The 25,746-nt window shown below is 45.3% G+C and carries 26 protein-coding genes and 1 pseudogene; 16 read left to right on the forward strand and 11 right to left on the reverse strand.

The window, feature by feature from the left end; translation table 11 throughout:
- Positions 1-105: 105 nt before the first annotated feature.
- Entirely contained in the window at positions 106-1,323 is a 1,218-nt protein-coding gene (locus tag ZX61_RS24710) for a hypothetical protein (protein WP_082173485.1), read from the forward strand.
- A 247-nt stretch (positions 1,324-1,570) separates the two neighbouring features.
- On the opposite strand, the pseudogene ZX61_RS24095 reads toward ZX61_RS24710, so the two are convergent.
- Positions 1,571-1,711 (reverse strand): annotated as a pseudogene (locus ZX61_RS24095) (IS481 family transposase); the annotation flags it as partial.
- A gap of 195 nt (positions 1,712-1,906) precedes the next feature.
- Here ZX61_RS24095 and ZX61_RS12685 point away from each other — a divergent pair.
- Both ZX61_RS12685 and ZX61_RS12690 read left to right on the forward strand, forming a co-directional pair.
- A complete protein-coding gene (locus tag ZX61_RS12685; RefSeq protein ID WP_049845000.1) occupies positions 1,907-2,365 on the forward strand; it encodes a type III secretion system chaperone in 459 nt (152 codons plus the stop codon).
- Positions 2,366-2,376: 11 nt separating this feature from the next.
- Complete coding sequence (locus tag ZX61_RS12690; protein WP_049845001.1) at positions 2,377-3,852, forward strand: hypothetical protein; 1,476 nt, start codon at positions 2,377-2,379, stop codon at positions 3,850-3,852.
- Positions 3,853-3,909: 57 nt separating this feature from the next.
- On the opposite strand, the gene sctU is transcribed toward ZX61_RS12690, so the two are convergent.
- From sctU to sctN, 8 genes are read right to left on the reverse strand one after another with little or no spacing between them, the layout of a single operon-like run.
- On the reverse strand, positions 3,910-4,962 hold the full coding sequence (sctU, locus tag ZX61_RS12695; RefSeq protein ID WP_049845002.1) for a type III secretion system export apparatus subunit SctU: 1,053 nt from the start codon (positions 4,960-4,962) through the stop codon (positions 3,910-3,912).
- Positions 4,963-4,971: 9 nt separating this feature from the next.
- Positions 4,972-5,763, reverse strand: coding sequence for a type III secretion system export apparatus subunit SctT (gene sctT, locus ZX61_RS12700; protein ID WP_049845003.1), 792 nt, complete (start codon positions 5,761-5,763; stop codon positions 4,972-4,974).
- Positions 5,760-6,026 (reverse strand): type III secretion system export apparatus subunit SctS, encoded by a 267-nt coding sequence (gene sctS / locus ZX61_RS12705; RefSeq protein WP_004745567.1) that lies wholly within the window; start codon positions 6,024-6,026, stop codon positions 5,760-5,762. The genes sctT and sctS overlap by 4 nt, the downstream gene beginning before the upstream one ends.
- A gap of 14 nt (positions 6,027-6,040) precedes the next feature.
- Positions 6,041-6,691 (reverse strand): SctR family type III secretion system export apparatus subunit VscR, encoded by a 651-nt coding sequence (gene vscR, locus ZX61_RS12710; protein WP_004749292.1) that lies wholly within the window; start codon positions 6,689-6,691, stop codon positions 6,041-6,043.
- A 1-nt stretch (position 6,692) separates the two neighbouring features.
- Positions 6,693-7,652 carry a type III secretion system cytoplasmic ring protein SctQ gene (gene sctQ / locus ZX61_RS12715; RefSeq protein ID WP_049845004.1) on the reverse strand — a complete coding sequence of 320 codons (960 nt, stop codon included), beginning with the start codon at positions 7,650-7,652 and terminating at the stop codon, positions 6,693-6,695.
- Positions 7,652-8,536 (reverse strand): type III secretion system needle length determinant, encoded by an 885-nt coding sequence (locus ZX61_RS12720; RefSeq protein ID WP_049845005.1) that lies wholly within the window; start codon positions 8,534-8,536, stop codon positions 7,652-7,654. The genes sctQ and ZX61_RS12720 overlap by 1 nt, the downstream gene beginning before the upstream one ends.
- 8 nt (positions 8,537-8,544) lie before the next feature.
- Complete coding sequence (gene sctO, locus ZX61_RS12725; protein WP_049845006.1) at positions 8,545-9,006, reverse strand: type III secretion system stalk subunit SctO; 462 nt, start codon at positions 9,004-9,006, stop codon at positions 8,545-8,547.
- Complete coding sequence (sctN, locus tag ZX61_RS12730) at positions 9,003-10,325, reverse strand: type III secretion system ATPase SctN (protein ID WP_049845007.1); 1,323 nt, start codon at positions 10,323-10,325, stop codon at positions 9,003-9,005. The genes sctO and sctN overlap by 4 nt, the downstream gene beginning before the upstream one ends.
- Before the next feature lie 190 nt (positions 10,326-10,515).
- Here sctN and sctW point away from each other — a divergent pair, with 190 nt between their 5' ends.
- The 12 genes from sctW to sctB are packed head-to-tail and all read left to right on the forward strand — an operon-like array spanning position 10,516 to position 20,516.
- Positions 10,516-11,412, forward strand: coding sequence for a type III secretion system gatekeeper subunit SctW (gene sctW / locus ZX61_RS12735; RefSeq protein ID WP_049845008.1), 897 nt, complete (start codon positions 10,516-10,518; stop codon positions 11,410-11,412).
- Positions 11,393-11,677 carry a TyeA family type III secretion system gatekeeper subunit gene (locus tag ZX61_RS12740; protein ID WP_049845009.1) on the forward strand — a complete coding sequence of 95 codons (285 nt, stop codon included), beginning with the start codon at positions 11,393-11,395 and terminating at the stop codon, positions 11,675-11,677. Before sctW ends, ZX61_RS12740 begins: the two co-directional genes overlap by 20 nt.
- The gene (gene sycN / locus ZX61_RS12745; RefSeq protein ID WP_049845010.1) at positions 11,664-12,038 is read left to right on the forward strand and encodes a type III secretion chaperone SycN; all 375 of its coding nucleotides are present in this window, start codon (positions 11,664-11,666) and stop codon (positions 12,036-12,038) included. Before ZX61_RS12740 ends, sycN begins: the two co-directional genes overlap by 14 nt.
- Positions 12,035-12,412 (forward strand): type III secretion system protein VscX, encoded by a 378-nt coding sequence (gene vscX / locus ZX61_RS12750; protein WP_049845011.1) that lies wholly within the window; start codon positions 12,035-12,037, stop codon positions 12,410-12,412. Before sycN ends, vscX begins: the two co-directional genes overlap by 4 nt.
- Before the next feature lie 6 nt (positions 12,413-12,418).
- Complete coding sequence (locus ZX61_RS12755) at positions 12,419-12,760, forward strand: tetratricopeptide repeat protein (RefSeq protein ID WP_049845012.1); 342 nt, start codon at positions 12,419-12,421, stop codon at positions 12,758-12,760.
- On the forward strand, positions 12,744-14,870 hold the full coding sequence (sctV, locus tag ZX61_RS12760) for a type III secretion system export apparatus subunit SctV (RefSeq protein ID WP_150114999.1): 2,127 nt from the start codon (positions 12,744-12,746) through the stop codon (positions 14,868-14,870). The genes ZX61_RS12755 and sctV overlap by 17 nt, the downstream gene beginning before the upstream one ends.
- The gene (locus ZX61_RS12765) at positions 14,870-15,280 is read left to right on the forward strand and encodes an LcrR family type III secretion system chaperone (protein WP_049845014.1); all 411 of its coding nucleotides are present in this window, start codon (positions 14,870-14,872) and stop codon (positions 15,278-15,280) included. The genes sctV and ZX61_RS12765 overlap by 1 nt, the downstream gene beginning before the upstream one ends.
- 60 nt (positions 15,281-15,340) lie before the next feature.
- Positions 15,341-15,631, forward strand: coding sequence for an LcrG family type III secretion system chaperone (locus ZX61_RS12770; RefSeq protein ID WP_049845015.1), 291 nt, complete (start codon positions 15,341-15,343; stop codon positions 15,629-15,631).
- A gap of 11 nt (positions 15,632-15,642) precedes the next feature.
- The gene (locus ZX61_RS12775) at positions 15,643-17,541 is read left to right on the forward strand and encodes a virulence-associated V antigen (protein WP_049845016.1); all 1,899 of its coding nucleotides are present in this window, start codon (positions 15,643-15,645) and stop codon (positions 17,539-17,541) included.
- An 11-nt stretch (positions 17,542-17,552) separates the two neighbouring features.
- On the forward strand, positions 17,553-18,044 hold the full coding sequence (locus ZX61_RS12780) for a SycD/LcrH family type III secretion system chaperone (protein ID WP_049845017.1): 492 nt from the start codon (positions 17,553-17,555) through the stop codon (positions 18,042-18,044).
- A 3-nt stretch (positions 18,045-18,047) separates the two neighbouring features.
- Positions 18,048-19,163, forward strand: a complete 1,116-nt coding sequence (gene sctE, locus ZX61_RS12785; RefSeq protein WP_049845018.1) for a type III secretion system translocon subunit SctE — start codon at positions 18,048-18,050, stop codon at positions 19,161-19,163.
- Between the two features lie 12 nt (positions 19,164-19,175).
- Positions 19,176-20,516: a type III secretion system translocon subunit SctB gene (sctB, locus tag ZX61_RS12790; RefSeq protein ID WP_049845019.1), complete on the forward strand. Its 1,341-nt coding sequence runs from the start codon at positions 19,176-19,178 to the stop codon at positions 20,514-20,516.
- A 139-nt stretch (positions 20,517-20,655) separates the two neighbouring features.
- On the opposite strand, the gene ZX61_RS12795 is transcribed toward sctB, so the two are convergent.
- Complete coding sequence (locus ZX61_RS12795; RefSeq protein WP_049845020.1) at positions 20,656-21,087, reverse strand: CesT family type III secretion system chaperone; 432 nt, start codon at positions 21,085-21,087, stop codon at positions 20,656-20,658.
- 218 nt (positions 21,088-21,305) lie between these two features.
- Between ZX61_RS12795 and ZX61_RS12800 the strand changes: the two genes are divergently transcribed.
- Positions 21,306-22,847 carry an ADP-ribosyltransferase gene (locus ZX61_RS12800; protein WP_049845021.1) on the forward strand — a complete coding sequence of 514 codons (1,542 nt, stop codon included), beginning with the start codon at positions 21,306-21,308 and terminating at the stop codon, positions 22,845-22,847.
- A gap of 88 nt (positions 22,848-22,935) precedes the next feature.
- On the opposite strand, the gene ZX61_RS12805 is transcribed toward ZX61_RS12800, so the two are convergent.
- On the reverse strand, positions 22,936-25,743 hold the full coding sequence (locus ZX61_RS12805; protein WP_049845022.1) for an Hsp70 family protein: 2,808 nt from the start codon (positions 25,741-25,743) through the stop codon (positions 22,936-22,938).
- Between the last annotated feature and the right edge of the window lie 3 nt (positions 25,744-25,746).

The following is a 25,746-nucleotide window of genomic DNA, read 5'->3' on the forward strand; positions in this document are numbered from 1 at the left end:
ATTCGTCTTTTGAGACCTAAAATAAAAATTAGCGACCAAAAATGCAAACTAGAGCCAGAATAACCCCTTAACATGATGGCTGAATTCCACAATATCGAGGTCAATATGGCATTATCGATTCAACAATTGCACACTCAGGTCACTAAACTAGCCGAACACAATGGTGACGCAACGGGTAAACTAAAAGGAAATGTAGCTCCAAATACTGAAGGTAGATTTCAAGGACTTAAAGTCTCAAGTGGTGCGAGAGATACAGAAAAAACCTTTGCTACAGAGGTGCTGAAGCACGCATCGAACGTCATCCTCAACAAGAATGAACAGGCTGAGTTATTCAACAGTGCTTCTCGCTTTGGTAAGAACAACTTTGTCTTGCATCAAGCTACTGGTGGGGAAAGTCGTTTTGTCGGGTTAAATAGTGATCAATTGACTCTCCGAGATGCAAAAGTTTTACTGGAAGCAGCGATGCGTCAACAAGCTCCACCGCTGCCTCCGCGAGGTGCCACACCACCACCGCTTCCTCCGCGAAGTGCTACACCACCTCCTGCTGGAGGCGACAGCACAAATAACGCTTCAAGAAAATATGATCAACAATTTATTTTAGATTCTGGTTCAGGAAAGTCAGCAGAGGGTATTGCTTTGAAAGCTAAGTCAAGCGCCTTAAAAACTCAATCTGTAAGTTTGAAATCAAATGTTATTAGCATTCCAGATAATCTCAAAGGTATTACTTTTAACTCTAGAGTTTATATTGTTGGACACTGTTCCCCGGGCTCCAGTTCGATAGTCAGTGACAAAGGTGTGAGAATAACAGCTCAAGATTATGCTAAAGGTATTGCCGAGGCAATTACACGATCAAAATCTGAATATAAAGGAAAACCGCTTGTTGTGAGTGTTATGGCATGTAATGGAGGAAGCTCATCGTCGGTACTTGTTAACAACCGTAAGGAAGCACTAGAGCTGAGGGCTGATAATAGCAGAGTTGACATTGTCTGGCCTAGTAGCAGTGGGAGTGGATATGGGTGTCTTCCTAAAGGAAGTACAACACTTGCACAGGCCCAGAGAATTTCAAACTATAACCCCGACGAACTTCATGACAGCTTCGCCGAAAAATTAACACAAGAGCTGTTAGAGCTAGGTATTGTTGCAGAGGTAAAAGGAAGAACAAATGTAGTTGGAAGAACCAGTGAATCAAAATTGGAAGGTGTTAGAGATGGAGTGGATACTTTTTCAAAAAAAGTGAATGGAAGACACCATGTAGAAGGTGATAAAGTTGGTTTTATCGCCCAAGGAGGAGATATAAACAAAGTTGTTTATGATTATAAATAATTCCATATGTGCATAGTGTAATTAAGCGCGGTGACATAAAGTGATAGTGCTTATTAAGGTTGAAAAATGAAAAAGAGACTGTCCTGAATTCTGTGTAACTGTCTAAACTTAAGCCTTCAAGGCTAAGGGTGGATAGTATGGACAAGAAAGCACTTGAAGCGTTTGCTCGTGAAGCTGCTAAATTGTACTAATTCTGACCTGACAGTTACCCACTTTTCGACTTGGTGCCTGTCAGATTATATCTGGGCTAGATTTTTTCAGCCCAGATTGATTTCCCATCGTCTATTGTTTCTACAGGTGTTCTACCGCAATACATTTTTCCTTGATGAGTACGATGATAGTTGTAGTAGTCCATCCATTCGTCCAGATCTTTCTGCAACTCTTCCATGTATTGGTTACGGAAACGCCATTTTAAAGTCTTTCTTGTATAAATAACCTACAAACTGCTGCAAAAATCAGCTTTATAGTTTTGTGGTAAGTATCACAGCGCATTGCCGAAAGTAACAAAATTAGAGCTATTTACGACATCGTTCAATAAGTAATCGTTGTTCAATGGATTTCAGTGAAACAAAAAGGAAAAACTATGAAATCAATACAACGCTTACTTGATGAATTCTGTTCTCTCAATGAGCTTCCACCACTGCTTATTGAAAATAATGGTCGTTGTCAGTTGCTTGTCGACGACCGCACACTGCTCTATTTTATCGCGACAGAAGATAATGAACTTTTGTTATCTGCTCGTGTGGGTGCACTGCCAAAGCAGGGTAGCTTAAGGAACCGAGGTTTAGAGCTGTTGGCAAGAGCAAATTATTATGGGTTAGGTTGCGGCGGCCTGAATCTCGCCATATCACCAGATGGACGTCAAGTCATTCTGTTTGGTCGAAAAGCTCTAGAAATGTTAGATGCAGCAAATCTCACCCAGTGGTTCGACGAATTCAATCAACAAAGCTCGGAGTGGTCAGCGCGGTTTTCCATGTTAGACCGTGATATTCCGCTCAGTGAATCAAACCAACAAACCTTTGCTCAGCAACTACGTGTATAGAGGAAGATATTATGGTGAATCCAGTGAAAGTGGGCCAAGCTAGTGTACCAGATTTAGACCAGTTCCGTGCGGTTGCGGCTGCCAAAGATGACCGTGTAATCAGTAAAAAAGGTGAGGTTAAAGAGCCATCGACATTCCATAAAGGGCATAAATACGCTGCGATTAGCGAAAATGTGCTTAAGCAAAAATACAACAAGTACTTTCAAGAGAATATAAAAACCCATTTAGACTTAAAGCAAGCACTGATAAAGGAAGAAAAGTACGATACGGCTATGTTGGCCTACTCTCTTGTTAGCCCTTCAGGGTATCGAGGGGAGCCTCTGACAGAAAGAAAAATCTTAGAGGTTGTCAGCCTTTTAGATGAAGTTAAAGTTGATGGAGATACTTACCAAGAGCTCAAAAATAATTTTGATGCAATAAGCAAAGATGCTCGACTTCAAGCGAGCTTAGAGACCCAGTATCCGGGTAAGATGGACGGATTTAGTGCTGAGTTGATAGAGATGGTGAAAGACAAGCTAAAAGGGCCCGGGGTTAATGTGGCTATTAACATGCTATTACCAGGAGTGGGGTTGATTGTCGCTACCGGTCGAGAATTGTACAAAGCTTCTATCAACGGGGATGCTGAGGCATATCATCACCAATTAGAGCAGGTTTCGCACTTGCCAGGACGAGACCAACGTTTATCTTTACCAATGGAGCAAGCGCTTGCCATTGGTCATGCAAAACTGTCTGCTGAAGGAGGGATAGGTGCCACGTTAGGAATGGCAACAGGAGGACTCGGCACATTTGGCGTAACTCCGGTGGCTACAGCAGGTGTACTTCCTTTAGCTAAGGAAGCAATCGGAACTGTTGCTGCGTCGGGTATTATTAGCGGTGGCGGCTTTGTTGCGGGGCAGGCTAGCAGTTATGTTCTAAACAAGGAAGCAACTGAGTCATTGGCTGAGGAGGCCAATTCAGGCGTGTTGCCAAGGCTTGAGGTTGCCAACACAAAAGGAAACTTCACTTTTAGTATGCAAGACGCCGCATCGGTGAGAGCTCTTATGGTTTATCTAGGGCCAAAAGAAGACACAAACTTGACGGGCTCTGATGCTCCAGCAGAAGTTAAACAGATGGAGAATGCTCGGTTAGCATTAAAGAAAATGCTCGGCTCGGCACCTAGTGAACATTTGGTCCCAGACACCGATGCTATATTGAAGCTTAGCGAAGAAGATGAACCTAGCGAAACAGAGAAAGTGGCGACGGGCGCACTGAAAAAACTTCTCGACGAAGATTGGAACTGGTTGATGCCGGCAGTACGTTGCTTAGACGAAGGTAAGGCGGATCAGATCAATGAAAAGTTGACTTATAAATTGCCATTAGACGCCCCCAATGGCCGCGTAATGCTAGATAAGAGTCCTAACTTAACAGATGAGCAAATTGATGCACTGAAGAGATTGGGCTCACCAAGCCAATTAAGGTTGCTCTATTTAGCAGAAGGTTGGGTATAAAAAAGGGAGCGAAAGCTCCTTTTTAATATATGTAACTCTATGTTTTGACGGGCTTTATTAGTTGGCTTCTGCTGAATCTAAAGAAGCTACCCACCTTAGAATCTCTGCTGTTGCCTCAATCAGATCTCCGGGGATGTATTGATCAAGTTGGCCATCGGCGTAAAGTGCCCGAGCTAGAGGAACCTTCTGCATAACCGGTACTCCTTCTTCCTGTGCGATTTTAATCATACGTTTTGCCATGGCATCGGTTTCTTTCAAAGTGATGATTGGAAGAGGGGTTTCTCCTTTTTTGTAGTAGAGACCGATGGCGATGTGGGTAGGGTTCGTTACTAATACGTTGGAACGCTTAACATTTTCACGTTGGTTAGATGCCTGAAGTTCTTGGTGTAATTGACGGCGTTTACTTTTGATTTCTGGACTACCTTCCATTTCTTTATATTCGCGCTTAACTTCGTCTTTAGTCATTTTCAGTTTCTTGGTGTGATCGTATTTTTGGTAAGCAAAATCAGCTGCAGCAATCACAATAAACCCGAAGGAAGAGATAATCATAAGCTGTTTAATCAACACGCCAGCTATGGTTGGAACGCAGTTTAGTCCACAGGTAGGGACTTGTAGCAATGTATTCAGGTTGCCGCGAAGGGTAACCCAAATAATGCATGAAAGCAGACTGACTTTAAGTATCGATTTAATAAATTCGATAACACTTTTGAGTGAAAAAATCCGCTTTGCCCCCTCGACAGGGTTCACTTTTTTGATTTCAGGTTTAACAGATTCTCCGGTAAACAGAAAACCAAATTGGCCCATGTTGGCGAAAACTGCAACGAGCGCTGCGACAAGAATGATTGGAGCCAAGAGGTAAGCCATTTCTTTAGCAATCGAGATGGCGACATCAAGCAACGCATCTTGAAAGCCTTGATAGGCCAGTTCACTGGGAAGTAGCAACAGGGCGGAAATGTGTTCAAGGTAATAATCTGAGAATGCAAACAGTACAGCAATGAGCACAAGTATCAGCGAGGAAGAGACGATTTCTTGGCTTTTGGCAACCTGGCCTTTTTGTCTCGCGTCACGAAGTTTTTTCGGGGTGGGTTGTTCAGTTTTTTCACCGCTCATATCTCAATCCTAGTGGCTTAGCCAAATGGGGTTTAGTAGTTCGACAAACAAGGTGATATTGGGGAACAGGTCTTGATAATGATCCATCATCAAAGCGAGATAAAAAATCAGTAAAACACTAGCAACGGCACTTTTAACTGGCATAGCGAGGAAGAATACGTTGAGCTGAGGGGCAAATCGGCTAATGAGTGCAAGCCCAAACTCTGATAAGAACATCGCTAATACTAATGGTGCAGACATCAAGACTCCAAGCCATAACATTTGCTGGAACTGTCCGTAAAAGAATGTTACCCAAGCGTCGGTTACCGTTGGAAAGAAATCAATAACGGGCCATGAGTTATAACTTTTGAAAATCGCATACATAAATGCGATATAGCCACCACCAGAAAAGAAGAGGGTGATGAGTGTTTGAGTCAACAAAACGGCTGTTGGTGTCGATTGTGACCCTAATGTAGGGTTAAACATTCCCGCCATCGCAGCACCGCGTTGGTTATCGATCAAGAAGCCACTAGCTTCTACGGCCCAAAATGGAATCGCTGCGATAAAGCCAATCAAAAGACCCAATAAGATCTCTTTGCCGAGGATAACCATAATCCATAGCCCATCAATCTCGGCAGGTAAGGCGTGCTGGTTTATGATTGGAAAAGTAAATAGCGCCAGTGAGCACAGGACACCATTGCGGACCATAGTGCCACCTAGCATCTGCTTGCTTAAAATAGGCAAAAAGATAAAACACGCCATCATTCGAGGTAGCGCTAAGCTGTAAACAAATAAAGCTTGATGGAGATCTTCGTAGTTCATCGTATCTGCGGAATCTTATCCATTGTAAGTGCGGCAAATGAATGCAGCTCCGCACCTAGCCATTGGGTAGTAACAAACAGAGTAATGATGACTGCGATCAGTTTGACGACAAATCCGAGAGTCTGCTCTTGGACCTGAGTCAGCGCTTGTATCAGTGAGACCAAAGTACCGACAAAGGCAGCAACTAAAATGGGAGGCAGCGATAGTACCAAGACAAGTGTTAGTGCTTGTGTCGTAAAGTGAATGATTTCTGAAGGATTCATAGCTAGGTACCTTGTCAACCGTAACTCAACACGAGACCGTGAGTTAACTTGGTCCAACCATCAAGTAGTACAAATAGCAGCAGTTTAAAAGGCAGCGAAATGGTCATAGGGGATACCATCATCATCCCCATTGCTAACAGAATATTTGACACAATTAAATCGATGGCGATAAAGGGAAGATAAAGTAAAAAACCTATTTCAAAAGCCCGAGTTAGCTCACTGACGGTAAATGCAGGCAATAAGAGCAATAAGCTGTCAGATTCAAGTCGGTCAACGTACTTTTGCGGCCATAAAGTTCGCGCAGCATCGGTGAAGAATGCAGCTTCTGTCTCTCGAATATGTTTTTTTAAAAACTCGCGATAGGGCTGCATTCCACTTTCAATTAGTCCTTCAACACTTGCTGAATCCTCTAGAGAAATCTCGTTTGCCTTTACATAGTCATAGGTTTCGAAGCCAACGGGTGCCATGATGAAAATAGACAAAATGATCGCAAGACCATACAACGCCATGTTGGGCGGTATTTGCTGCACACCTAATGCATTTCGCAACAATGAAAAGACGACCGCAAGTTTGACGAAAGAGGTGGCCATCATTGCGATGAAAGGAATCAACGCCAGTAGCGCAAGGCTGACGATGAGATTGAGTTCGTCTGGCAGCTGAATCATGTTAAGCGTTCTCGCCGATGAAAATTTCTAATAAGCGAACACCGAGCTTATCGTTAACATTAACAAGCTCACATTGACCTATCACTTTGCCATTGGCTCTTAATGCAACCGGTTTGGTTATTGGTTGGTCTAACTCAAAAACATAGCCCGGTTGAAGCTGAGTAAGTTGCTCTAAGGTTATCGTCTGCTGACCAACATCAAAAGTAAGATCAACTGGAAGTTGTTGATGTTCGGTAATTGGCTCTTGGTTATGTAAATCGTTCATAGTTGGTTCTTTTTCCAGTATTTGAATGGTTTGGTCTTCAAGTTTGCATCGCCATAGATTTTTGCCTGATAGCTGAAAAACAACTTGCTGATCAGCAACATAGCAGTGGTCAAAAAAGACAACATCGCCTTGTTCAAGAGCAGTAAAGTCGCTCACCGCTAATTGAGTGGTGCCAAGGCACAACCAGATAGGCAGAGTGATTTGCTGATTGATTTTGGAGGATAGCGTTGGCAGAGCTTCGACGAGAACGTTGTTGCCTTGGCTCAGCCAAAGGCAAAGTGTATTGTTGTTGCCCTTGGCAGCCAACATCAAGGTTTGTTCTTGATTGCTTTCAATCGTAATGGGTTCCAACTTGCTTAGAACTGGAAGCTGCCCAAATTGCTGTTTTAACTCACGCGCATATGACTCCAATTGAGCAGCCAGTAGCTCAAGCTGAAGCGAATCTGGTAGTGAGTCGAAAGAAGTCTCTTTAAGGATATCGCCTAGCCATTGCTGTAATTGTGCCGATGCCAAGTCGATGTGTAGAGTTTGACTACCAATTATCGCCGTAAGTCGATACCCCGAAAACTGCGGTTTTTCCGCGATAGTGATTGATAAGCTCCCCCCATTATCGCCATGGAAGTAACATTGCTTTGTGCAAAGGCGATTAATCAGTTCAACGCTTTCGGCTTCGATTTTAGGAAATGCAAGTTTCATCAGTTTTCCTCTGGCTGCCATTCATCATAAATGCTGCGCTGTTGCCGCGAATGTTGCTGGTCATGTTGTTGGTCTGTTTGTTCTGTGACGGTGATTTTAATTGGTTGATCTAAGTTAAGACGATTAAGCCTTTCGGATAATTCTTGGCGTGCCTGCTGGTTAATGACTGAAAGTGCGTTATCTTGACGGATGGTCACGCTATAACCTTGGTTATCTAACTTAATTTGGATCTCTCCACCTTTTAGCTGACCGTCGTTGAGAAGCAAGCGCACCTCTTTCGATGTGGTGGCATTCGGTAGTGATACTTGGATCTGCTCTACAAGCTGTTTGACGAGGTGAGACAGCTCGCGTTGAGTTGGTTGAGAAGCTTGACTGGTCATGCTTCTTAAAATGAGTTCTCCCTGAGTCATAGCATTAGAGGAGTGACTTTGCGTTGCTTCTGTTTTAGGCGTTGAATGTGTTTCTAGTAGCTCAAAAGGAATCTCTTTTACTTCAGCACTAGATGCTCCACGGCCTAGGGAAGAGAGATTTGATTCACCTTTACTAGTGGCCAGAGAACCAGAGCTTCCCGCCATTGGATTTCTGTGATTTTTATCCTTTGGTGACAAATCGGAGTCTTGTCTTTGACTATTACTTTGAGCAAGTTGCAAGCTCACTCCTTGACTTGACGAGAGCTTGATCTTATCGGCAGGAAGGCTTTCTACGGTATTCGTTTGTTCTGAATCTTTGTCGCTGGCTTTCTTTTTGCTTAGTTGTTTTTTGTCGGCCATTGCACTTTCGAAGCGAGATTGCAGGCGATTTGGGTCCTGCTCTAAAGCTTTTTGAGAGCGTGCTCTTTGAGGTGGATTTTGGGTCTGACTGTCAATGTTTTGCTTAATTTGCATTGTTCCCTCTACATTACCGCGACAGTGCGAAATTCTTCTTGTTCGAGTTCTTCTTGATGTTGTGCTAGCAGTTCTTTCTCTGCTTGCTCTTGTTCATATAGCTGAATAAATTTTTCGGTGGTTTTGTGTGCTTGTAAGGCAGCCTTTTTTTTGTCTTGTAAGAGTCGCTGCTCTTCTTCAAGTGCTTTCTTTGCTTCTGCCGATTTTTGCTTGAGTTCGGCCTCGCGTTCTCGTAACAGGGCAATTTCTTGTCTTAACGTTTCTAATTCCTTGAGCAAGACAGTGCTCTGTTTGGCTTTGGCAAAGCGCCGCTCTTCTTCTTGCTCGCGCCAGTGATGGTATTCTTTGACCGTTTGTTCTGCTTTCAACACGATCCCGGAAGCATGGGACACTCGGTATTCTTGCTGCTGGACTGCCTTATCGGCTTTGTCAGCACGAATTCTTTTGATGTGCAGAAGCTGAGCAATCATTGGTTAGCAATTCCTGTGAGTTGTTCAACCGCGCCAGTTAGGTCGCTCAGCTCATGAGTACCCTGACGAAGAAAAGTGCGGATGTCTTCGCTTTGAGCAATTGCCATATCTGCTCTAGGGTCAGTACCTTGTTGGTATTCACCAATCTTAATTAGCAACTCGACTTCCTCGTATTTTGCTAACATTTCACGCATATGAGCCGCAGATTCTTTGTGCGAGTCATCAACTATCTGGTTCATTACGCGACTTGCAGAGCGTAGTACGTCAATCGCGGGATAATGGTTGGTTGCTGCGAGCTTTCTCGACAGAATAATGTGTCCATCGAGTATTGAGCGAGTTTCATCGGCGACGGGCTCTGTCATGTCGTCACCCTCAACCAAAACAGTATAAAGAGCCGTAATAGAGCCTTTGTCTGATTGTCCGGCACGCTCCATCAACTTAGGTAATGCTGCAAAAACTGACGGTGGATAACCACGTCGTGTAGGTGGTTCACCAGCCGCTAAGCCAATCTCTCGTTGAGCACGTGCAAACCGAGTGACTGAATCCATAAGTAGAAGGACGCGCTTTCCTTGATCGCGAAAGTACTCGGCAATCGACGTCGCCACGAAAGCGGCTTTCGCACGCTCCATTGCAGGGCGATCAGATGTTGCAACGACCAGTACAGAACGGGCCATGCCTTCTTCACCAAGGTCATGTTCTATAAACTCTCGAACTTCCCGTCCGCGCTCACCAATAAGAGCAAGTACGGTGACATCGACATCTGCGGAGCGAATTAGTTTGGCAAGTAAGGTACTTTTACCACCACCGGCGGCGGCAAAAATACCCATACGTTGGCCTTCACCGCAGGTAAGTAGACCATCAATTGATCGGACACCCAACGATATTGGCTTTTCTATCAATTTGCGTTGCATCGGTGGTGGTGCATCTTGATAGACGGGATACCAGGATGTAGGCTCCTGCATTTGCCCACCATCAAACGGGCGGCCAAGTCCATCAAGAATCTTACCTAGCAAGTGTTCACCGACACCAACTTCGTGCATTTTCCCCAACGGACTTACTTCAGTGTTGGACGAAATACCAAACATGTTGCCAAGTGGGGTTAGCAGTGCGTGGTGTTGTTGGAAACCCACAACTTCGGCCAATAAAGACAAAGTTTGGTCAGGATTACGTAGTTCGCAAAGTTCACCCACGCGCACACCAGGGACCACGGCTTTGATGATCGTACCGGTTACTTGAGTAACACGACCCCGGATCTGGATCAGTCGTGTTTGCTTGATAGCTGATTGCTGAATATCGGTGATATAGGAAAACTGGTTCAAACTTAAATTTATGCACAATGATTGATGATTACGAGAATAGGTTTTAGGACGTTCTATTTATAGTGAGTATTAGTCGGGAGTTTTTAGAAAACTAAAAAAGGCCTAAAAAAACGCGTCTGATTTTGACAGCTTGGAATGCTGGTGCTCCATATAATCGCTCTATAAATTGGGAAAAATAGAGCGTGAGTGAATGAGTACGATCAATAATCAAGTCACTACAAATTCGAAATTTGATGCGTCCGCGAGAGTTAGCCAAGATAGTGCTCGCTCTGATATTGCTAGTAGCAAAGGTACCTATCGGGGGGAAACTGTCAGAGTGCATAACGCTACTCAATCGCTATTCGATGCGATGGAGGAGTTGACGTCACTGGGCTCAGAAAAGGCAGAAAAAGACCTTAGCAAGCGTAAAGTCAAAGACAGTGGTTCACGCGTCAATGAAGTTCATGAACTGGTCTCTGAGTATCTAAAGAAAGTTCCTGATTTAGAGAAAAACCAAAAAATAAAAGATCTTGCTGCCAAGATGGCTGGTGGCAATATTTCTACGATTGCGCAACTGCAAACCTATCTAAATGGATTTTCAGAAGAGAAAAGTCACCAATACCTAGCGTTAAAAGCGGCAAAGGAATACCTCAAAGCGGGCCCAGATAATAAGCATCTGCTGGCGGTTATTGATCAAGCCTTATTGAAGATGGAGCAAAATCCAGACTCTTGGGGTCAGATCGATACCGAAATCCGCGTATCGCAATTTGCAGATGATTTTAGTCGTGAGCAAGAGTTTAGCAGCTTGCATCAGTTGAGAGGTTTCTATCGGGACACTGTACACAGCTATCAAGGCTTAGGAGCCGCATATCAGGATGTTGTTGAACGATTTGGTTCGCAGGAAGTATCGACAGCTGTGGAGTTCATGTTGCAAGGCATGAGTGCAGATTTGAGTGTTCAAGGTAGCACGATTGACTCTGTAAAACTGCAACTGCTGATGTCTGATATGCAGAAGCTAAAGACCTTAAACACGCTTCAGGACCAGGTGCGCGGTCTGTTCCAAATGTTTCAAACGCAAGGGATGAGCCATGGCCTATCAGGACTCTGACTTAATGGCTGACATCATCGCTTTGGTTGAACAGCGATGGGTGGGTGCTGAAGCGGTTTGGAAGTTAGCTGAGTCAATGAGCTTAAACTCGATTGAACAAAAAATAAGCTTCTTCCGTGAGTTACATAAGTTGGTTCGACATATACCTGTAGACGTGTTCGCAGACGATGAGCAAAGGCAAAACTTAATCCGTGCGGTGCAAACGGCACTTGATGAAGCTGTCGATAGAGAAGAAGAGGAAGCGTGGGAAGATGAATTGGATTGACTCGTCAGTGGATGATTTTTGTCGAGGGATGGGGTTAGATACGGTTGATTTTTCATCAACTGGTCGGGTGCAGCTGACATTCCAACTTAGCGGAACTCTCCACATAGAAAGACACCAAGACAACATATTTTTGATGCTTTCAAGAGGGATTTCATGGCATCAATCGAGCGAACTGATTAAAGGTGCATTAGCACTGTGCAATTTTGAGAATGGCTGGCCGTTTTCCGTTCGTACGGGATTGTTGGGAGAAGAAACTCTTGTATTCACGGCGCAAATTAATGGTGCGGAGGTAACAATACCATCTTTAGAACAAGCGTTTGCGTTACTGATTCGACTTCACAATGAAGTGGTTGAAAAATGAATAGTATAAGCACCTTAAATGTTGGGATTGAAGCATTTAGTCATCTCACAACCGAGCAAGCTGAACACGACTTTCCACAACGTTTCCAGCTATTGCCAGATGGCCAAGCGATAGCGACACACTTGGAACGTTTATATGATCTTCGCCCTTCAGACCAATACCTATTAAATCTAGCTAAGCCGAAGTTAACGCAATCTGACTTATTGAGGCCAGAAAAGTATCGTGAGCAATTTGATCAAACGTTAGACACTCTCAAGGCGTTGGCAAATCAAAGTGACTCCCAAATACTGACTTCAGCAGCAAGAACGCTAGAGAGTAGCCAATTAGATCAGCGCTATCTAACCATGGCTCTCAACCTACTAATTCAGGTCTAACGAGCAATGATAAGCAAAAAAGAATCAGAGCTTTTACTGGTGCATGCAGCGCTTCAAATTCAGTACCAACGACCAGAACAGGCGATGTCTTTGCTCGACGCACTGCTAGAGCTTAGCTCTGACAATTGGGAAGCAAAACGGCTGCTCGCTGTCGCCTGTCTACAAACAGGGCGCTATACCCGCTCGACCATGTTGTGTGAAGAATTATTACAAGTTGATCCAAAAGGCCATGAGGCGGGACTTTGGTTTTGCCTTAGTCAGGCCAGATGGAAACAGAATAATCAAGATGGGGCACGTCAGGCCCACAGACGTTACCTACAATCACTAAATAGTGAATCTAATGAATAAGTTGATTGATATATTAAATAAGGTCGGTCAGCGTAAAGATATTATGCTAGCAGTTATGTTGCTGGCGATAGTCTTTATGATGATTTTGCCTCTCCCTACTGGACTTGTAGATGTCCTGATTGGTGCGAACATGAGTATCGCTGTGGTGTTACTTATGCTGGCGATTTACATTACCACGCCGCTAGAGTTCTCCGCTTTTCCTGCCGTTCTTCTAATCACGACGCTGTTCCGTTTATCACTGTCTATTACCACCACACGCCTTATTCTTCTACAAGCTGACGCAGGTCAAATTGTCTATACCTTTGGTAACTTCGTGGTGGGTGGCAACTTAGTTGTCGGTATTGTTGTTTTCCTAATCATCACCGTAGTTCAGTTTATGGTCATTACCAAAGGTTCTGAACGTGTTGCTGAGGTTAGCGCGAGATTCTCGCTTGATGCAATGCCTGGTAAGCAGATGAGTATCGATGGTGATATGCGCGCAGGGGTGATTGATGTCAATGAAGCTAGGCACCGCCGCTCTTTGATAGAGAAAGAAAGCCAGATGTATGGGTCGATGGACGGCGCAATGAAGTTCGTAAAAGGCGATTCAATTGCGGGGTTGATCATCATCGTAGTTAACATCCTTGGTGGTGTCATGATCGGGGTCACTCAGAAAGGCATGAGTGCATCTGAAGCGTTGGAATTATTTGCGATTCTAACGGTTGGAGATGGTCTCGTTTCACAGATCCCTGCGCTATTTATCGCCATTACTGCTGGTATCATCGTTACGCGAGTGTCTCATGAAGAGTCTTCAGATTTAGGCTCAGATATTGGTGGACAAGTGACGGCTCAACCAAGAGCCTTGCTCATTGGTGGTGTTCTTCTGATTCTATTCGCTTTGATTCCTGGTTTTCCGAAGATAACTTTCCTTGTTCTTGCAGCAGTGGTTGGGGGAGGGGGAATGTTTCTCTTTTACCAACAAAAAAAGCAAAACGAGACTGACACATCTGATCTATCTACATTTGTCGCTCAAGGTGCGGGTTCACCTGCTGCGATGCCACATAAGCCATCTCAGTCACGAGCGAGTAAAGGCAAGTTAACCGAGCAAGAAGAGTTCGCCATGACGGTGCCTCTGCTTATCGATCTTGATTCAAGTTTGCAGGTGCACCTTGAGGCAGTAGCACTTAACGATGAGCTTGCAAGGGTTAGGCGCGCACTATACCTCGATCTTGGCGTTCCGTTCCCTGGTATCCACTTACGTTTTAACGAAGGAATGAGCAGTGGAGAATATTTAATTCAGCTACAGGAAGTACCTGTCGCTCGAGGTCGGATCGAGCAAGACAAATTACTTGTGACCGAGGGAGCAGAGCAGCTCGAGTTGCTCGGGATACCTTACGAAGAAGACGATGACTTCCTTCCTGGTGTCAAGACTATGTGGGTGGCAAATAGCCATCGGGCGAAGCTAGAGGCAAGTCATGTCGGTTTCTTAACTCAGGATAGAATTCTAACATTCCATTTATCACACGTGCTGAAAGACTACGCACAAGACTTTATTGGTATTCAGGAAACTCGTTACTTGCTTGAGCAAATGGAAGGCAGTTTTGGGGAGTTGGTTAAAGAAGCGCAGCGTATTGTACCTTTGCAAAAAATGACTGAAATCCTTCAGCGTCTGGTTTCAGAGGATATATCTATCCGAAATCTAAGAGTTATTCTCGAAGCGATGGTTGAGTGGGGACAAAAAGAAAAAGATGTCGTTCAACTCACTGAATATATTCGTTCAAGCCTGAAGCGTTACATTTGCTACAAATACGCAAGTGGGCAAAACATGCTCCCGGCTTATCTGCTAGATCAAAGCCTTGAAGATACGATTCGCAATGGTATTAGACAAACATCAGCGGGCAGCTATTTGGCGCTAGACCCTTCAGTTACTCAGCAATTTGTCAGCGATGTAAAGCAGACTGTAGGTGATCTTAGCAGAATGCCTAACAAGCCAGTGCTAGTTGTCTCCATGGATGTACGTCGATATGTCAGGAAGTTGATTGAATCAGACTACTACGAGTTGCCTGTGCTTTCATTCCAAGAGTTGACACAGCAAATCAACATTCAACCACTTGGTCGGGTTGGAATGTAATGGATAAGCTCATTTGCTCTCTACAAAACGCAGGGATAGAGACGACACCATATTACTGGCAACAAAGCAGTATCAAGCTCGGAGAACGCATTGAATTCGATGGAATGGAGCTTGTATTTCGTGTTGAAGAGGGCGAAATAGTTATTGTTCTGCTTAGAAGAACCAGCGCCAACCAAGGACTTCGAAACCCATTTTCCTGCCTGTTTATGCTTGCTGAACATGCGGTTAGGCTCTACCCAGCAGACTGGGTCATTCGAGGTAATGTCGATGTGTTACGTGGAAGTAACATGAGTAACCAACGACTTGCGCAATTTTATCTAACGGCTTGTGGTGCCAGCCATGATGCAGAAGAAGACTGGTATTTGCTGCGTTTAGCTGACTATAGACCGTTGAAAAATAGGAAAAAGTAAAAAGTCTCGGCTGTTACTGACAGCGCGCGACGTTTTACTGCCTTTATGATGGAAAACAAGATGAAACAACCCTTTACCGACACGATAGACCAAGCCGAACTAGCGATCCAAAGTGCTGGAGATCGTAGTGATGTATTTAACGAACTGTTGGAAGGGCTTGGGGTCGGGCCAGTAGCCGGTGAAATCCTGCTGGGAGGGATTAATGCCTCTCCACAAACCATGAAAAATGCAGAGCAGGAACTGGCAGAAGAGGTGATGCGCAGGCGTCAGCAGTTGAATGCTGTTCAGGCACCGGGTGAAAAAGGCAAAAGAAGAAAACGTCCGACCATGATGCGCGGAATGGTGATTTAAGGTTTTTTGATATGACAGATATGCGAACAACAACAGACTTAAACGCGGTTGCTACGAGTGGCGCTGGTGATGTAGACAACCCACAGGTTCCCCTTTCCTTTCAGGCTGAACTGGAAGCAAAGCTTAAAAAGAATCTCTCCGAAGATCAGCATACTCTAATTGCCCCACTTCTTACTCAACTGCAAGATCTGCCTCCTATTAATGGCTTAGCGGCTGCAGATGAGATTGCACAACAGTACGCGACAGCTATTGAGACCCTGATTGAGAAGCAGGCGGCATTTTCTGATATGCCGCTTCAGGGCGCTCTGACTCAGTGGATTGATAACCTCAAAGCCAAAGTTCCCACCGAAGGTGATGCGAAGGGCAAGGTTGCGCAAAGTGAGCTGGATACACAACTGAATATTACCCTAGCAACTCAGTTTGAAAGTTGGTTTACCAACCTGTTAAACCAGAGCGTCGGGCCGGGTATGCCGACGGAGTTTATCCGTAATATTCAGCTAACGGGCTCGGGTACTTTGCCCTTAGCTGAGCAGATGCCGGATCTGGACGCTGCTGGCCTAAAAAGTAAAACAGAAGAGCTTAGTACGTTTTTTGCCGGTATCAAAGCGCGGTTACCGCTTTCAGAGAATCCTGGTGGGGCCACTCAGTACCTGCGAGCTATGTTTGAGCGACTGGGAGAAGGACCTTTCCCGCTATCACAGTTGCTGTCGGGCGATATTTTACTGACGGAAGAGCAGTTTACAAACAAAGTAACCGAGCTTCTACAAAGTTCGCTTTTAATCAGTAAAGAGGATGCAGAGGCGATAGCTGGCCAGTTTATAAGAGCTGGTATTGGCAGTATGTCAATAACTGATCTGGAGAGCCTCTTTAGCAATCTTGACGGACAGGTTGACGGGATGTACGCCTATGCCCAGGCAAATGGACAGTTGTCAGCGACGGTGACACTTGCCAAAAGTATTGAGGATATGGTTGCGCTGCTGAAAAACAATCCGACCAGAGAAATCTCTATTTCTGCTTTTTTTGCTGGTATTGCAAAGCCGTTAACAGATTTGCAGATTGATACTCTTGTTAGTGGACTGAAGGATCAGAAGCAGAGTCAGGTTTCGGAACAGGAGCTCGAAAGGATTAAGGAAAGCGCTGGAAACGATATAGAGGTCCTGTTTCAAAAATACGAGAGCGGGCAGGATATGTCTGGTCAGAAAAATCTTCAGCAGCGTTATGAGACGCTGACTGGAAATCTCGCAAAGTTAAAAGCTAGGCTTGGCAACGTTAGCCAGAAAGAGCTTGACGACAATAAAATCTTGGCTGAGCACGCTTTGAGCTCACGGGATTTGCTGTCAATTACCGATGCCAGTCTGGCAAACCGCTTCGATGAACAGGTACTACTGGCACTGAATGAACGCCGAGTTAATCGCCTCGAAAAGCGTAATGAGGTAAAAGATGACCTACAGGATCTCACTGCTCGCCTGAAGGTTTTTGGTGAGGTTCAGTCGAAAATTCATACTCAGCAGAGCAATAACAGTGGATACAACCCTGCCGGCTACAAATTTTCTCATAGTGACTTTGGTTATGGTTCAGAAGAGGCATTTAAAAAGTCACCTGAATACGCATATCTGCAAAGCATAGCTCCTGATAAACAGGTGAGCGAGATAAGCCATATGGACTTCCTTAAAAATGAGGGGGTAGATGCTCAGAACAAGACCTATCAGAATGAAGAAGATGAACCCACTTACTTAACTGATTTCTCAAGCTCAATTAGCGATAAGTCCAAATTGCTGAACGACGAAGTTCAGATCAAAACCACCACACTGAATGATCTCAGCTCTCAATATAATTCAACTGTTGAGGCGATGAATAAATTCGTTCAGAAATATCACAGTATTTTAGAACAAATCCTACGAGCTATTTAAGGATAAACACCATGACTACAGAACACGCGACTACCGATGCATCTCAATTTGATGCCAATGACTTGTTTTCTTTTCTGGAAGAGGGCGGCACGATTAAGATGCTCCATGATGTGTCTCCTGACACTATTGAGCACATCTATGCCGTGGGCTACAACTTCTTTCAATCCGGTAAGACTGACCAGGCAGCGAAGGTTTTCCAATTACTCTGCATGCTAGACCACTATCAGGCGCGTTTTTTTGTAGGTCTTGGAGCAGCTCGTCAGGAATTGGGTGAGTATCTGGAGGCGATTGACGCCTACAGCTATGCAGCACTGGTGGATATTAATGATCCGCGTCCGCCTTTCCATTCGGCTGAGTGTCACTTAAAGCTCGAGCAACTGACCGAAGCGGAAAGCGGGTTCTATAGTGCAAAGGAGATGTCTGCCGGGAAATCAGACTATGCAGATTTGCATAAACGCGCAGGCATCATGTTGGAAGCGGTGAGAAATAAAAGGAGTAACTAGAATATGAATTCTATGCTAATTGACCGCTCCCAGGGAACTGGTTATACCCAGGGCCCTGATGAAACGAAGCTGGATAAAACCCAGCAGAAAAACGTCGGACAGACTAATGTCGCGGCGGGAAATGTTCAGAAAAATGGTGCAGAACTGTCAAACTCTGACAAGGTTCTACCTCAGCTGAATGTTCCACAGGTACAAGTGACAGAAAAAAGTACCCCGCTGACTCTGGCTGAGATCGCAACGCTTCAGCAAGCCGTTAGCGCTTTATCTGGAACCATGCGAGCAACAGGTCAGGAGACGACAGCAATTGCTGTAAAGATCATTTCAGGTTCTGCCGATGATTTTGAAGTTGAGCTGGCGGCGCTTACTGACAAGCTGAAAAGTGCACAGAACAAACTCAAAATTGAGGAAGTGAAAGTCGCTAAAGCTAAGCATGAGCAGGAAATGGCTGAAAACCTAGAGAAGATTAAAGAGTCTCAGGAAGCTGCGCAAGAAGCTAAGAAGTCTGGTCTCGCGTCTAAAATCTTCGGTTGGATCAGTGCAGTTGCCTCGATTATTGTTGGTGCCATTATGATCGCGACTGGTGTTGGTGCAGCTGCGGGCGCCCTGATGATTGCCGGAGGTCTGATGGGGGTCATCAGTCAGGTGACACAGATGCCGGAAGTTCAGAAAGCGATGGAAGCCGCAGGTGTCGATGTAAAGGCATTTGGTTATGCCATGATGGCTATACAGGGAGCACTCGCTATCGCAAGTGCTGGTGTTGCGATAGGCAATATCGTTAACGCATTGAAAGGCGCGGTGGATGTAGCGGCTAAAACGCTGTCCACAGCTGTCAAGGTAACTCGTACCGTTGCAGAAACCGTCGATACAGCGGCAAATATTGGCTCAAGTGCTGCAGACATCGCCAACGGGGTGAATCAATCGAAAGTTGCTAACATTCAGGCTGATCTCGCTGACATTCGGGCTGAAATGACTCTCGATCAGTCGGTAATAGACAAACTCAAAGAAGAGATTGAGAACATCCTGCAGGGCTTCCAAGAGCTGATGGAGATTATTATGCAGATGATCCAGGCTAAAGGCGAAACTATGCAGACAGTATTGAACCGTCCGGCTACGGTCTAAGGGGGAGTTGCAATGGCAAATGAAGTTAATAATATAACTGCAGGTTATACAAAGGTATTTGATCTGGTTGACAGTCTGAAGACTGAAACCGGTGAAACGCGGGCTATCACAAAGCAGGAAGCGGCAGAACTGAAAACAACGGTTCAGAGTTGGGCAAACGACCTTAAAAGCTATCAGTTGTCGGTCCCGTCAGGCCAAGTAAATGGTCAGATGGCGATGGCTGCAGAAAAGCTAATTGGTGAGTTGTCTACAGCATTGAGTAATATCAACTTGGTTGGTTCTCTGACTAATGGTACGCTTTCAGGTTCGCTACTGATAAGCTCGCTTGAAAAAATCAAGCCAGTTGCAGACTTTGTTCTTGGTCGTATTGACACTGTGCTGGCGGGTAATCCTGTATCTGAAAAGCTGATGGCTCAGATGGCTCCTTTGATGGATGATCTCGTGACTGCGATCGTTCAGAGTGCCGCCGGGGAAGCAAATAAATCAAACAACCTAGATGATATGCTTCCACGCTTAACTCAGGCAGTTGAGTCTATTAAAACAATGCTCAACGGTACTCAAGAAGGCAGAAAGCTAACGCAAGAGCTGAATAGTCTGATTGGAAAAATGACCAACAATGCTGGACAGGTAGCCGACGCAGAAGATAGTTCCAACTCTATCGCTGATGGTCTAGCTCTCATTGTTCTGCTATATACTCTTTCCAAACTTAGCCGTCAACAGCAGGTACAACAGCGTGAAATTGCTGTTGATGCGACAGTGACTAGCCAGAAAAATCAGGCTGATGAGCAAAGAAGTGCCGCTTGGGCGATGATTGGTATGGCTATCGTTGCCGGTGTTATGGCTGGGTTAACTGTGGCCGCGGGCGCGTTTGGTGCTTTCCAGTCCGGCAAGAAGATTGGCAAAGAGATGTCAGCAAACGCGCAGGTAAATACCCAGCAGAAAGGTATGAACCAGGTTGACGAACTGCTGCAGAAAACTGACCTTCCTGAGCAAAAGCGTACTCAATTGCTAAAAGCTAAAGAAGAAGGCACTAAGAACCTGACAGAAGGTAATCAATATTTGCAGACGAATAACCACAAGTTTGATCGTATGACAGGTATTAACCAAGCGCTGACTGCTTTTGTTCAGACTCTGGGTCAGTTTGGTAACGCGATTGCCAATTATTCACAGGCCGAATCCCAGGCACGAAGTAAGGAAGACGAAGTTCAGGCCACCCAGGCTCAAGCAGAAAAACAGAAAGCAGACGAAAATGTCAGCTTCCAAGAAGGTCTGCTTAAAGAGCTTCGTGACTTGTTCCGCTCTATTGCTGATAGCGAGAACCAGGCATGGCGGGCTTCGGCTCCAACGGTTTAACTTAAAATCGTTCTAACCTCAAGGCGCTACATTGTGGCGCCTTTTTTTGTAAATTTTCTTATTGGTTATGTACAAAAAAAAAGCAAAGCCAGAGTGACTTTGCTTAGATTCCTAATGGTTCTTTGTTAGTGAACGACGATTACACTCGGAATGCAGCTGGGCTAAAATTAGACTTCTCTTTGGCCTCTGGTTCAGCCAACTCTTGTAAGTCACTTTGCACTTGATCGTAATATTGACTAAGAAGCTCAAGTTGCTGATAGAGACTATGACGGTCAGCCTGTACCAGAGACTGATGGTTCCAGAGGATCACGTTATTGCTGTTGCTATCAAAGCCAACGACAGGCTTTTTCTCGTCTTGACTGAACATACCAATCTCGAGCAGCGATTTCGCATTGTCAGAGGTTAACTCACCAAGATTGCTGAACATAAGTAACCGTCCGGAAGGGTGTTCTGTAATGTGGCATTCCTGCTCTCCTACCTTGAAGCTGACAATGGTATCAATGTTACCTGAAAGTGTTAGGTTTAACTCCTGACATAGTATTTCAATTGCCTGAGTGTATTGTTGACTCATTCGTTACTCTTATGTTGGTCTGAAAATCTAACGGCAGTACAACAAAAAGCGTCTGGCTCAACTATCAGTATCGGCAGGAAGTTTTTATATTGTTTAGTGTGAGTGAATGAGATGACTGACTGGTATTTGTCAGTTATATATTTCCGACTGATCCTGATATTTTCTCCTGCAGCAAGCTCCTAAACTGCTTCATGTGTTAAACAATAAAGAAAAGCAGTATGACTCATTTAAACGCAACTCACTCTAGCGCAACACAGGTTGCCAGTATTTCAAATCATCAGACAGAGCTGTCAACTCAGGCTGGCGCACTTGGTGATAAACCAGTCACTTCAATTGCAACACCAAAAGATGCTCAGCAGTTAGCAGAAAGGACCGAGAGTAGTCCGAGAACGTCGCTAAAAGACAAAGTAGTTAGCTGGTTGAGCAATGCGGCAAACGCCATTAAGGGGTTGTTTACAGCAAAAGATAAGCCTGTCTCAAGTATGACTCCGACAGGTCAAACACAGCAGCTATCTCGTGAAGAAATGGGTAAGGTAGCCCTAAAAGAGTCTCTAAATGGTCTAACTCAGTTAGATACTTTATCGAGTCTTGATGGAGAATCACTGAAGCAGCAACATAGAGAGCTTGCGACAAACAATGGTGCTCTGCGCTCAACAGTTACAGCACTTCAGACAATCAAACTGTTCGGTACAGAAGCCCAGAAATCGGCGGCAATCAATATATTAAGCGATACGGTGGGTGGCCAGCCTTTCCAGCAGTGGGCGACAACAGGCAGTGGCGAGGCTAAAGATGCTGCAACGTTTTTGAACGATGCCTCATCTGAGGAACTACAAGCAGCTAGCGACAAGATCAATCAACTCTCCGTGCAAATCAGCAAGCTGAAAGGTGAATTGATTGATTATTTACAGCCTCAGCAGACTGCTTCGGCAAGTGAAGAGAAGCCCGCGAATTCAGTTGAATCTCGTTATGAAGCGGATAACGATTTTGGGATTGGAGGCGGCCGCTCTGCTAAAGATAGCAGTGTTAAAACTGCACTGGATGCAGTTAGCTTCCTAGCTACGAGAGTAGCACCAAGTACAACCCCAACATTGTCTAGTGAATCGATTAATGCACTGCAAGATGCAATCGCCGACGGGACAGTCACCTTTAGTATGATACAACAGGACGTTCTTAATAAAGGCGACTTAGCCATGATCCGGGAGCTGGCACTTTCAACAGTTTCAAACCAAGAAGCATCATATACTGGCGAACTAGGCTCAATTGTAGACTCGTTAAATCATAGTCGGTCAAATGCAGGAACCGTAATGCAAGGTGTTCAGGGCTTTATTGATATGTCGGCTTCTCAGTGGCACGCAAAAACAGCGGATAAGCCGGAAGACGCTATTGACGCCAACGCTCACGCTAAGTTTGACAGAGAGTTGATGAAATCAAGCCTTGATGGCATGTCGCAAAGCGATCTTAAGCAGGCTTTAGCTCAATTAGAAGGCGATTTTGGTCAGAATCTGAGGGGCATTATGGGCTTAGTTGCCGAAAAAGTACCAGTTTCTGATGATGCACAGGAAAATCCGGTGCTGATCTCTAGTGCGATGCGCTATGGCAATGTTATCGAAGGATTGATTACTGCTCTAAAGGAAAAGTTAGGTGAGCCGACCGATACTCGCTTTGCTGATGCACCAATGATTAGCGACCTTTCTGAGCTGACTGCTTTTGAGAAAGCTGCGCTGTTAAGGGTGGGAATTACGGAAGAGATGATGGCTTAACCCACGTCTACATGCTTTGTTTACACTAAAAAGATGCCCTTCGATGAGAAGGGCTTTTTTGTCTTAGGGTTATAATGCATTTCAGCCATTAATGATTTACAAGAGTCAACCCACTAGGCAGAGCGTCGCCAAACACGCGCTTAGATTCGCTTTCTGATAGCTCTTTCACCTCTTCTACCAAGCTAACCCAGGATTCAGGCACCTTGCTTTGTTTTAGCTTAGCGAGAACTTGTTTTCTATAGTCATCAGAAATATCAAACAGACGATCACCTGTTTTTCGACAGATCATGACCGCGGCAAAAGCAATCATTGGTTCTTTTTGCCAGTTTTGCTCGAGTAATTTAGGTAGCCATTGTTCTGCTTGTTCACGAGGGATCACGCTGTGCTGACTGCCATACAGTGGAGTACGTGAAGCAAGCCTACCTAACGCCCACCAATGTGCTTGTTCGAACTGGTTATGGTTAATGGCTTTACTTATACACCAAGAAGCGAGAAGTACCTTATCTTCTATTTCAAGATGCTCCAATGAGGCGGCAAGCCTGACCATAGATTCGTAACCCATATCTTGCGCCGCTTTGGCTGACTGAGGGTTTTTCATCGCCCCTGGATGAAGATACTTAGCAATATCGGCGAGGATGCTCTCTTGCTGTTCTTGACTTAGTCCCCCAGCAATTCGGCGCCAGAAGACCCACCAGTCGGTCCAACCTTGATGATTTTTAAACTGAATCCCCTGTTGGTAGAGCCCCCAAACTTGCTCGATACGCCATGAATCAGTAGCATCGCCAAAACCAGGGCGCAGCGAGAAGCCAGCCAAACGTAACCAGTTCTTTTCGTGCGGTTCAGAGCGACGACGACGTTTGTGTCCGAGTGCCAAAACATCAAACAGCTGACGTAAAGTCGTGAAGTCCCACTCATCACGTTTACCCAGTTTGCGTTCGAGATCTTTGGCAAGGGTTTTGATTTCTTTAGAATCCGCGCTTTTCTTATTGCCACTGTAGATACGAGAAATCAGCTCTTGACATTCGGGCAGGCGAGGGTGAAGACTCTCTTCAACTTGCTCTTCTGCTTGTTGGTTACGAACTTCGAATTCTAATTCCCAACGCTTTGTGTCGTCTTCGACATGGACACACTCCATTTTCAGCGTGCCGACTTCGGTTAGCTGACAGGCGAGCTGAACTTCAACTCGCTCTTTCTGGTTGGCTTGCAGCTCGATTCCTTCACCTTCCAGTGTCGAGATGTAAGGGGGTAGCGGCGCGAATAGGTCTGGGTCAATATCAACCATGACGCCATTTTGAATGGCTGTGTTGTTGGACAGCGTGTCGTGTGTCGTTGTTAGAAGGTTAAAACGAACAGGTTCGCCCAAGGTTAATGAGAATCGGCGACCACTAAGTCTAATCTCGTGCCCTTCCTCGGTCCCTTTTGATAGCAAACAGAGTGCCTTGCCCATTTTGTTCTTTTCTTGAAGATGTAAGAAGTAAGAACGTGCTGCGCCACCACCGATTTTAAGTTGCGCACCTCGGCGAGCCTTACTAAAAGCGACAGCGCCAAGTGCGACTGACCAATCCGGATGAGGGTTATCGAGCACCGTGACATCGTCACCACGCCAGTTGCCAAGCAATTGGGTAACACGCTGAGTGACAAGGTCACTATTGAACACACCACCGTTGAGCAGGATGCCTGCAGGGATAGCGGGTTTGTTGGGGTCGTCTTGCTTGAGCGCTGCCATTGAAACTTGCTGATGTTGGCTCAAAAACTCTGCAACATGCTTACTGACCGCAGGATCGGCGACGTAAGGCAGACCGAACTCAACGACAGCACTGCGTCTTTTATCTGGGGTGTCAGTAAAACCAGACAATGGGAAGAATCCATCTAGAGCAATTTGATGAACTTCTTGCTTTGAAAGGCCGATACTCTTCGTCCCGCCAAGAAGTTTTGAACCGCTGCCGAGCATAGTGATCTTTACTTCTTCAGGCGCGTTGCTAGAAAGTAGATTTTCTTTTGCCTTGCGCGTTTGCTGAATCAGTTTGGTTAAGCTAGCTGCATTGAGCTTTTTACTTTGATTGAAGCGCTGCTCTGACAGATGTGCTAAAGCAAGGTCGAGATTATCACCACCGAGCATTAAGTGATCACCAACGCCGATGCGATCCAAAGAGAGCTCACCTTGATCGAACTTAGCTTCAATCAAACTTAAATCAGTTGTACCACCACCGACATCACAGACAAGAATTAACGGAAGGTCTTTTAGCTCTTCTGCTGCACTTTGCTGGTGGCGCGCATACCAGTCGTAGCAAACCGCTTGTGGCTCTTCGAGAAGCACAATTTTATTTAATCCTACGAGCTGCGCGGCTTCAAGGGTAAGTTTGCGCGCTGTTTCGTCGAATGAAGCAGGAACCGTCACCACCACTTCTTGGTCTTCGAGTTTATTGCTTGGATTGCGATAGTTCCAAGCAAGTCGAATGTGGTTCAGGTAGCTTGCGCTGGCGATAACAGGCGAGACTTTATCGACATCCGTTGCTCCTGCCCAAGGCAAAATGTCGGAGCTTCGATCCACCGCTTGGTGCGAGAGCCAGCTTTTGGCACTAGAAACTTGCCGACCTTCCACTTTCGCACCGAGCTCTCGCGCCCATTCGCCAACAATCACTTGGCTAATGTCACCCAAGACAGGTTCATTATCCCATGGCAGTGTTAAGTCTGATGGGGAGACTTGACCTGCCGCTGGGTGATAACGGAAAGAGGGTAGCAATGGCTTGCGCACGACTTCACCCGGGCCAATCAACTGGTCTATTTCAAATAGGGAAACGGCAGAGTTTTGTAGGTCGTCGGTGATTTCACAGAATGCGACAACCGTGTTGGTTGTACCTAAATCAATACCGACTAAGAATCGAGGAGATGCCATAGA

The organism is Vibrio sp. VPAP30, assembly GCF_001188205.1.
Classification (GTDB): domain Bacteria; phylum Pseudomonadota; class Gammaproteobacteria; order Enterobacterales; family Vibrionaceae; genus Vibrio; species Vibrio bivalvicida.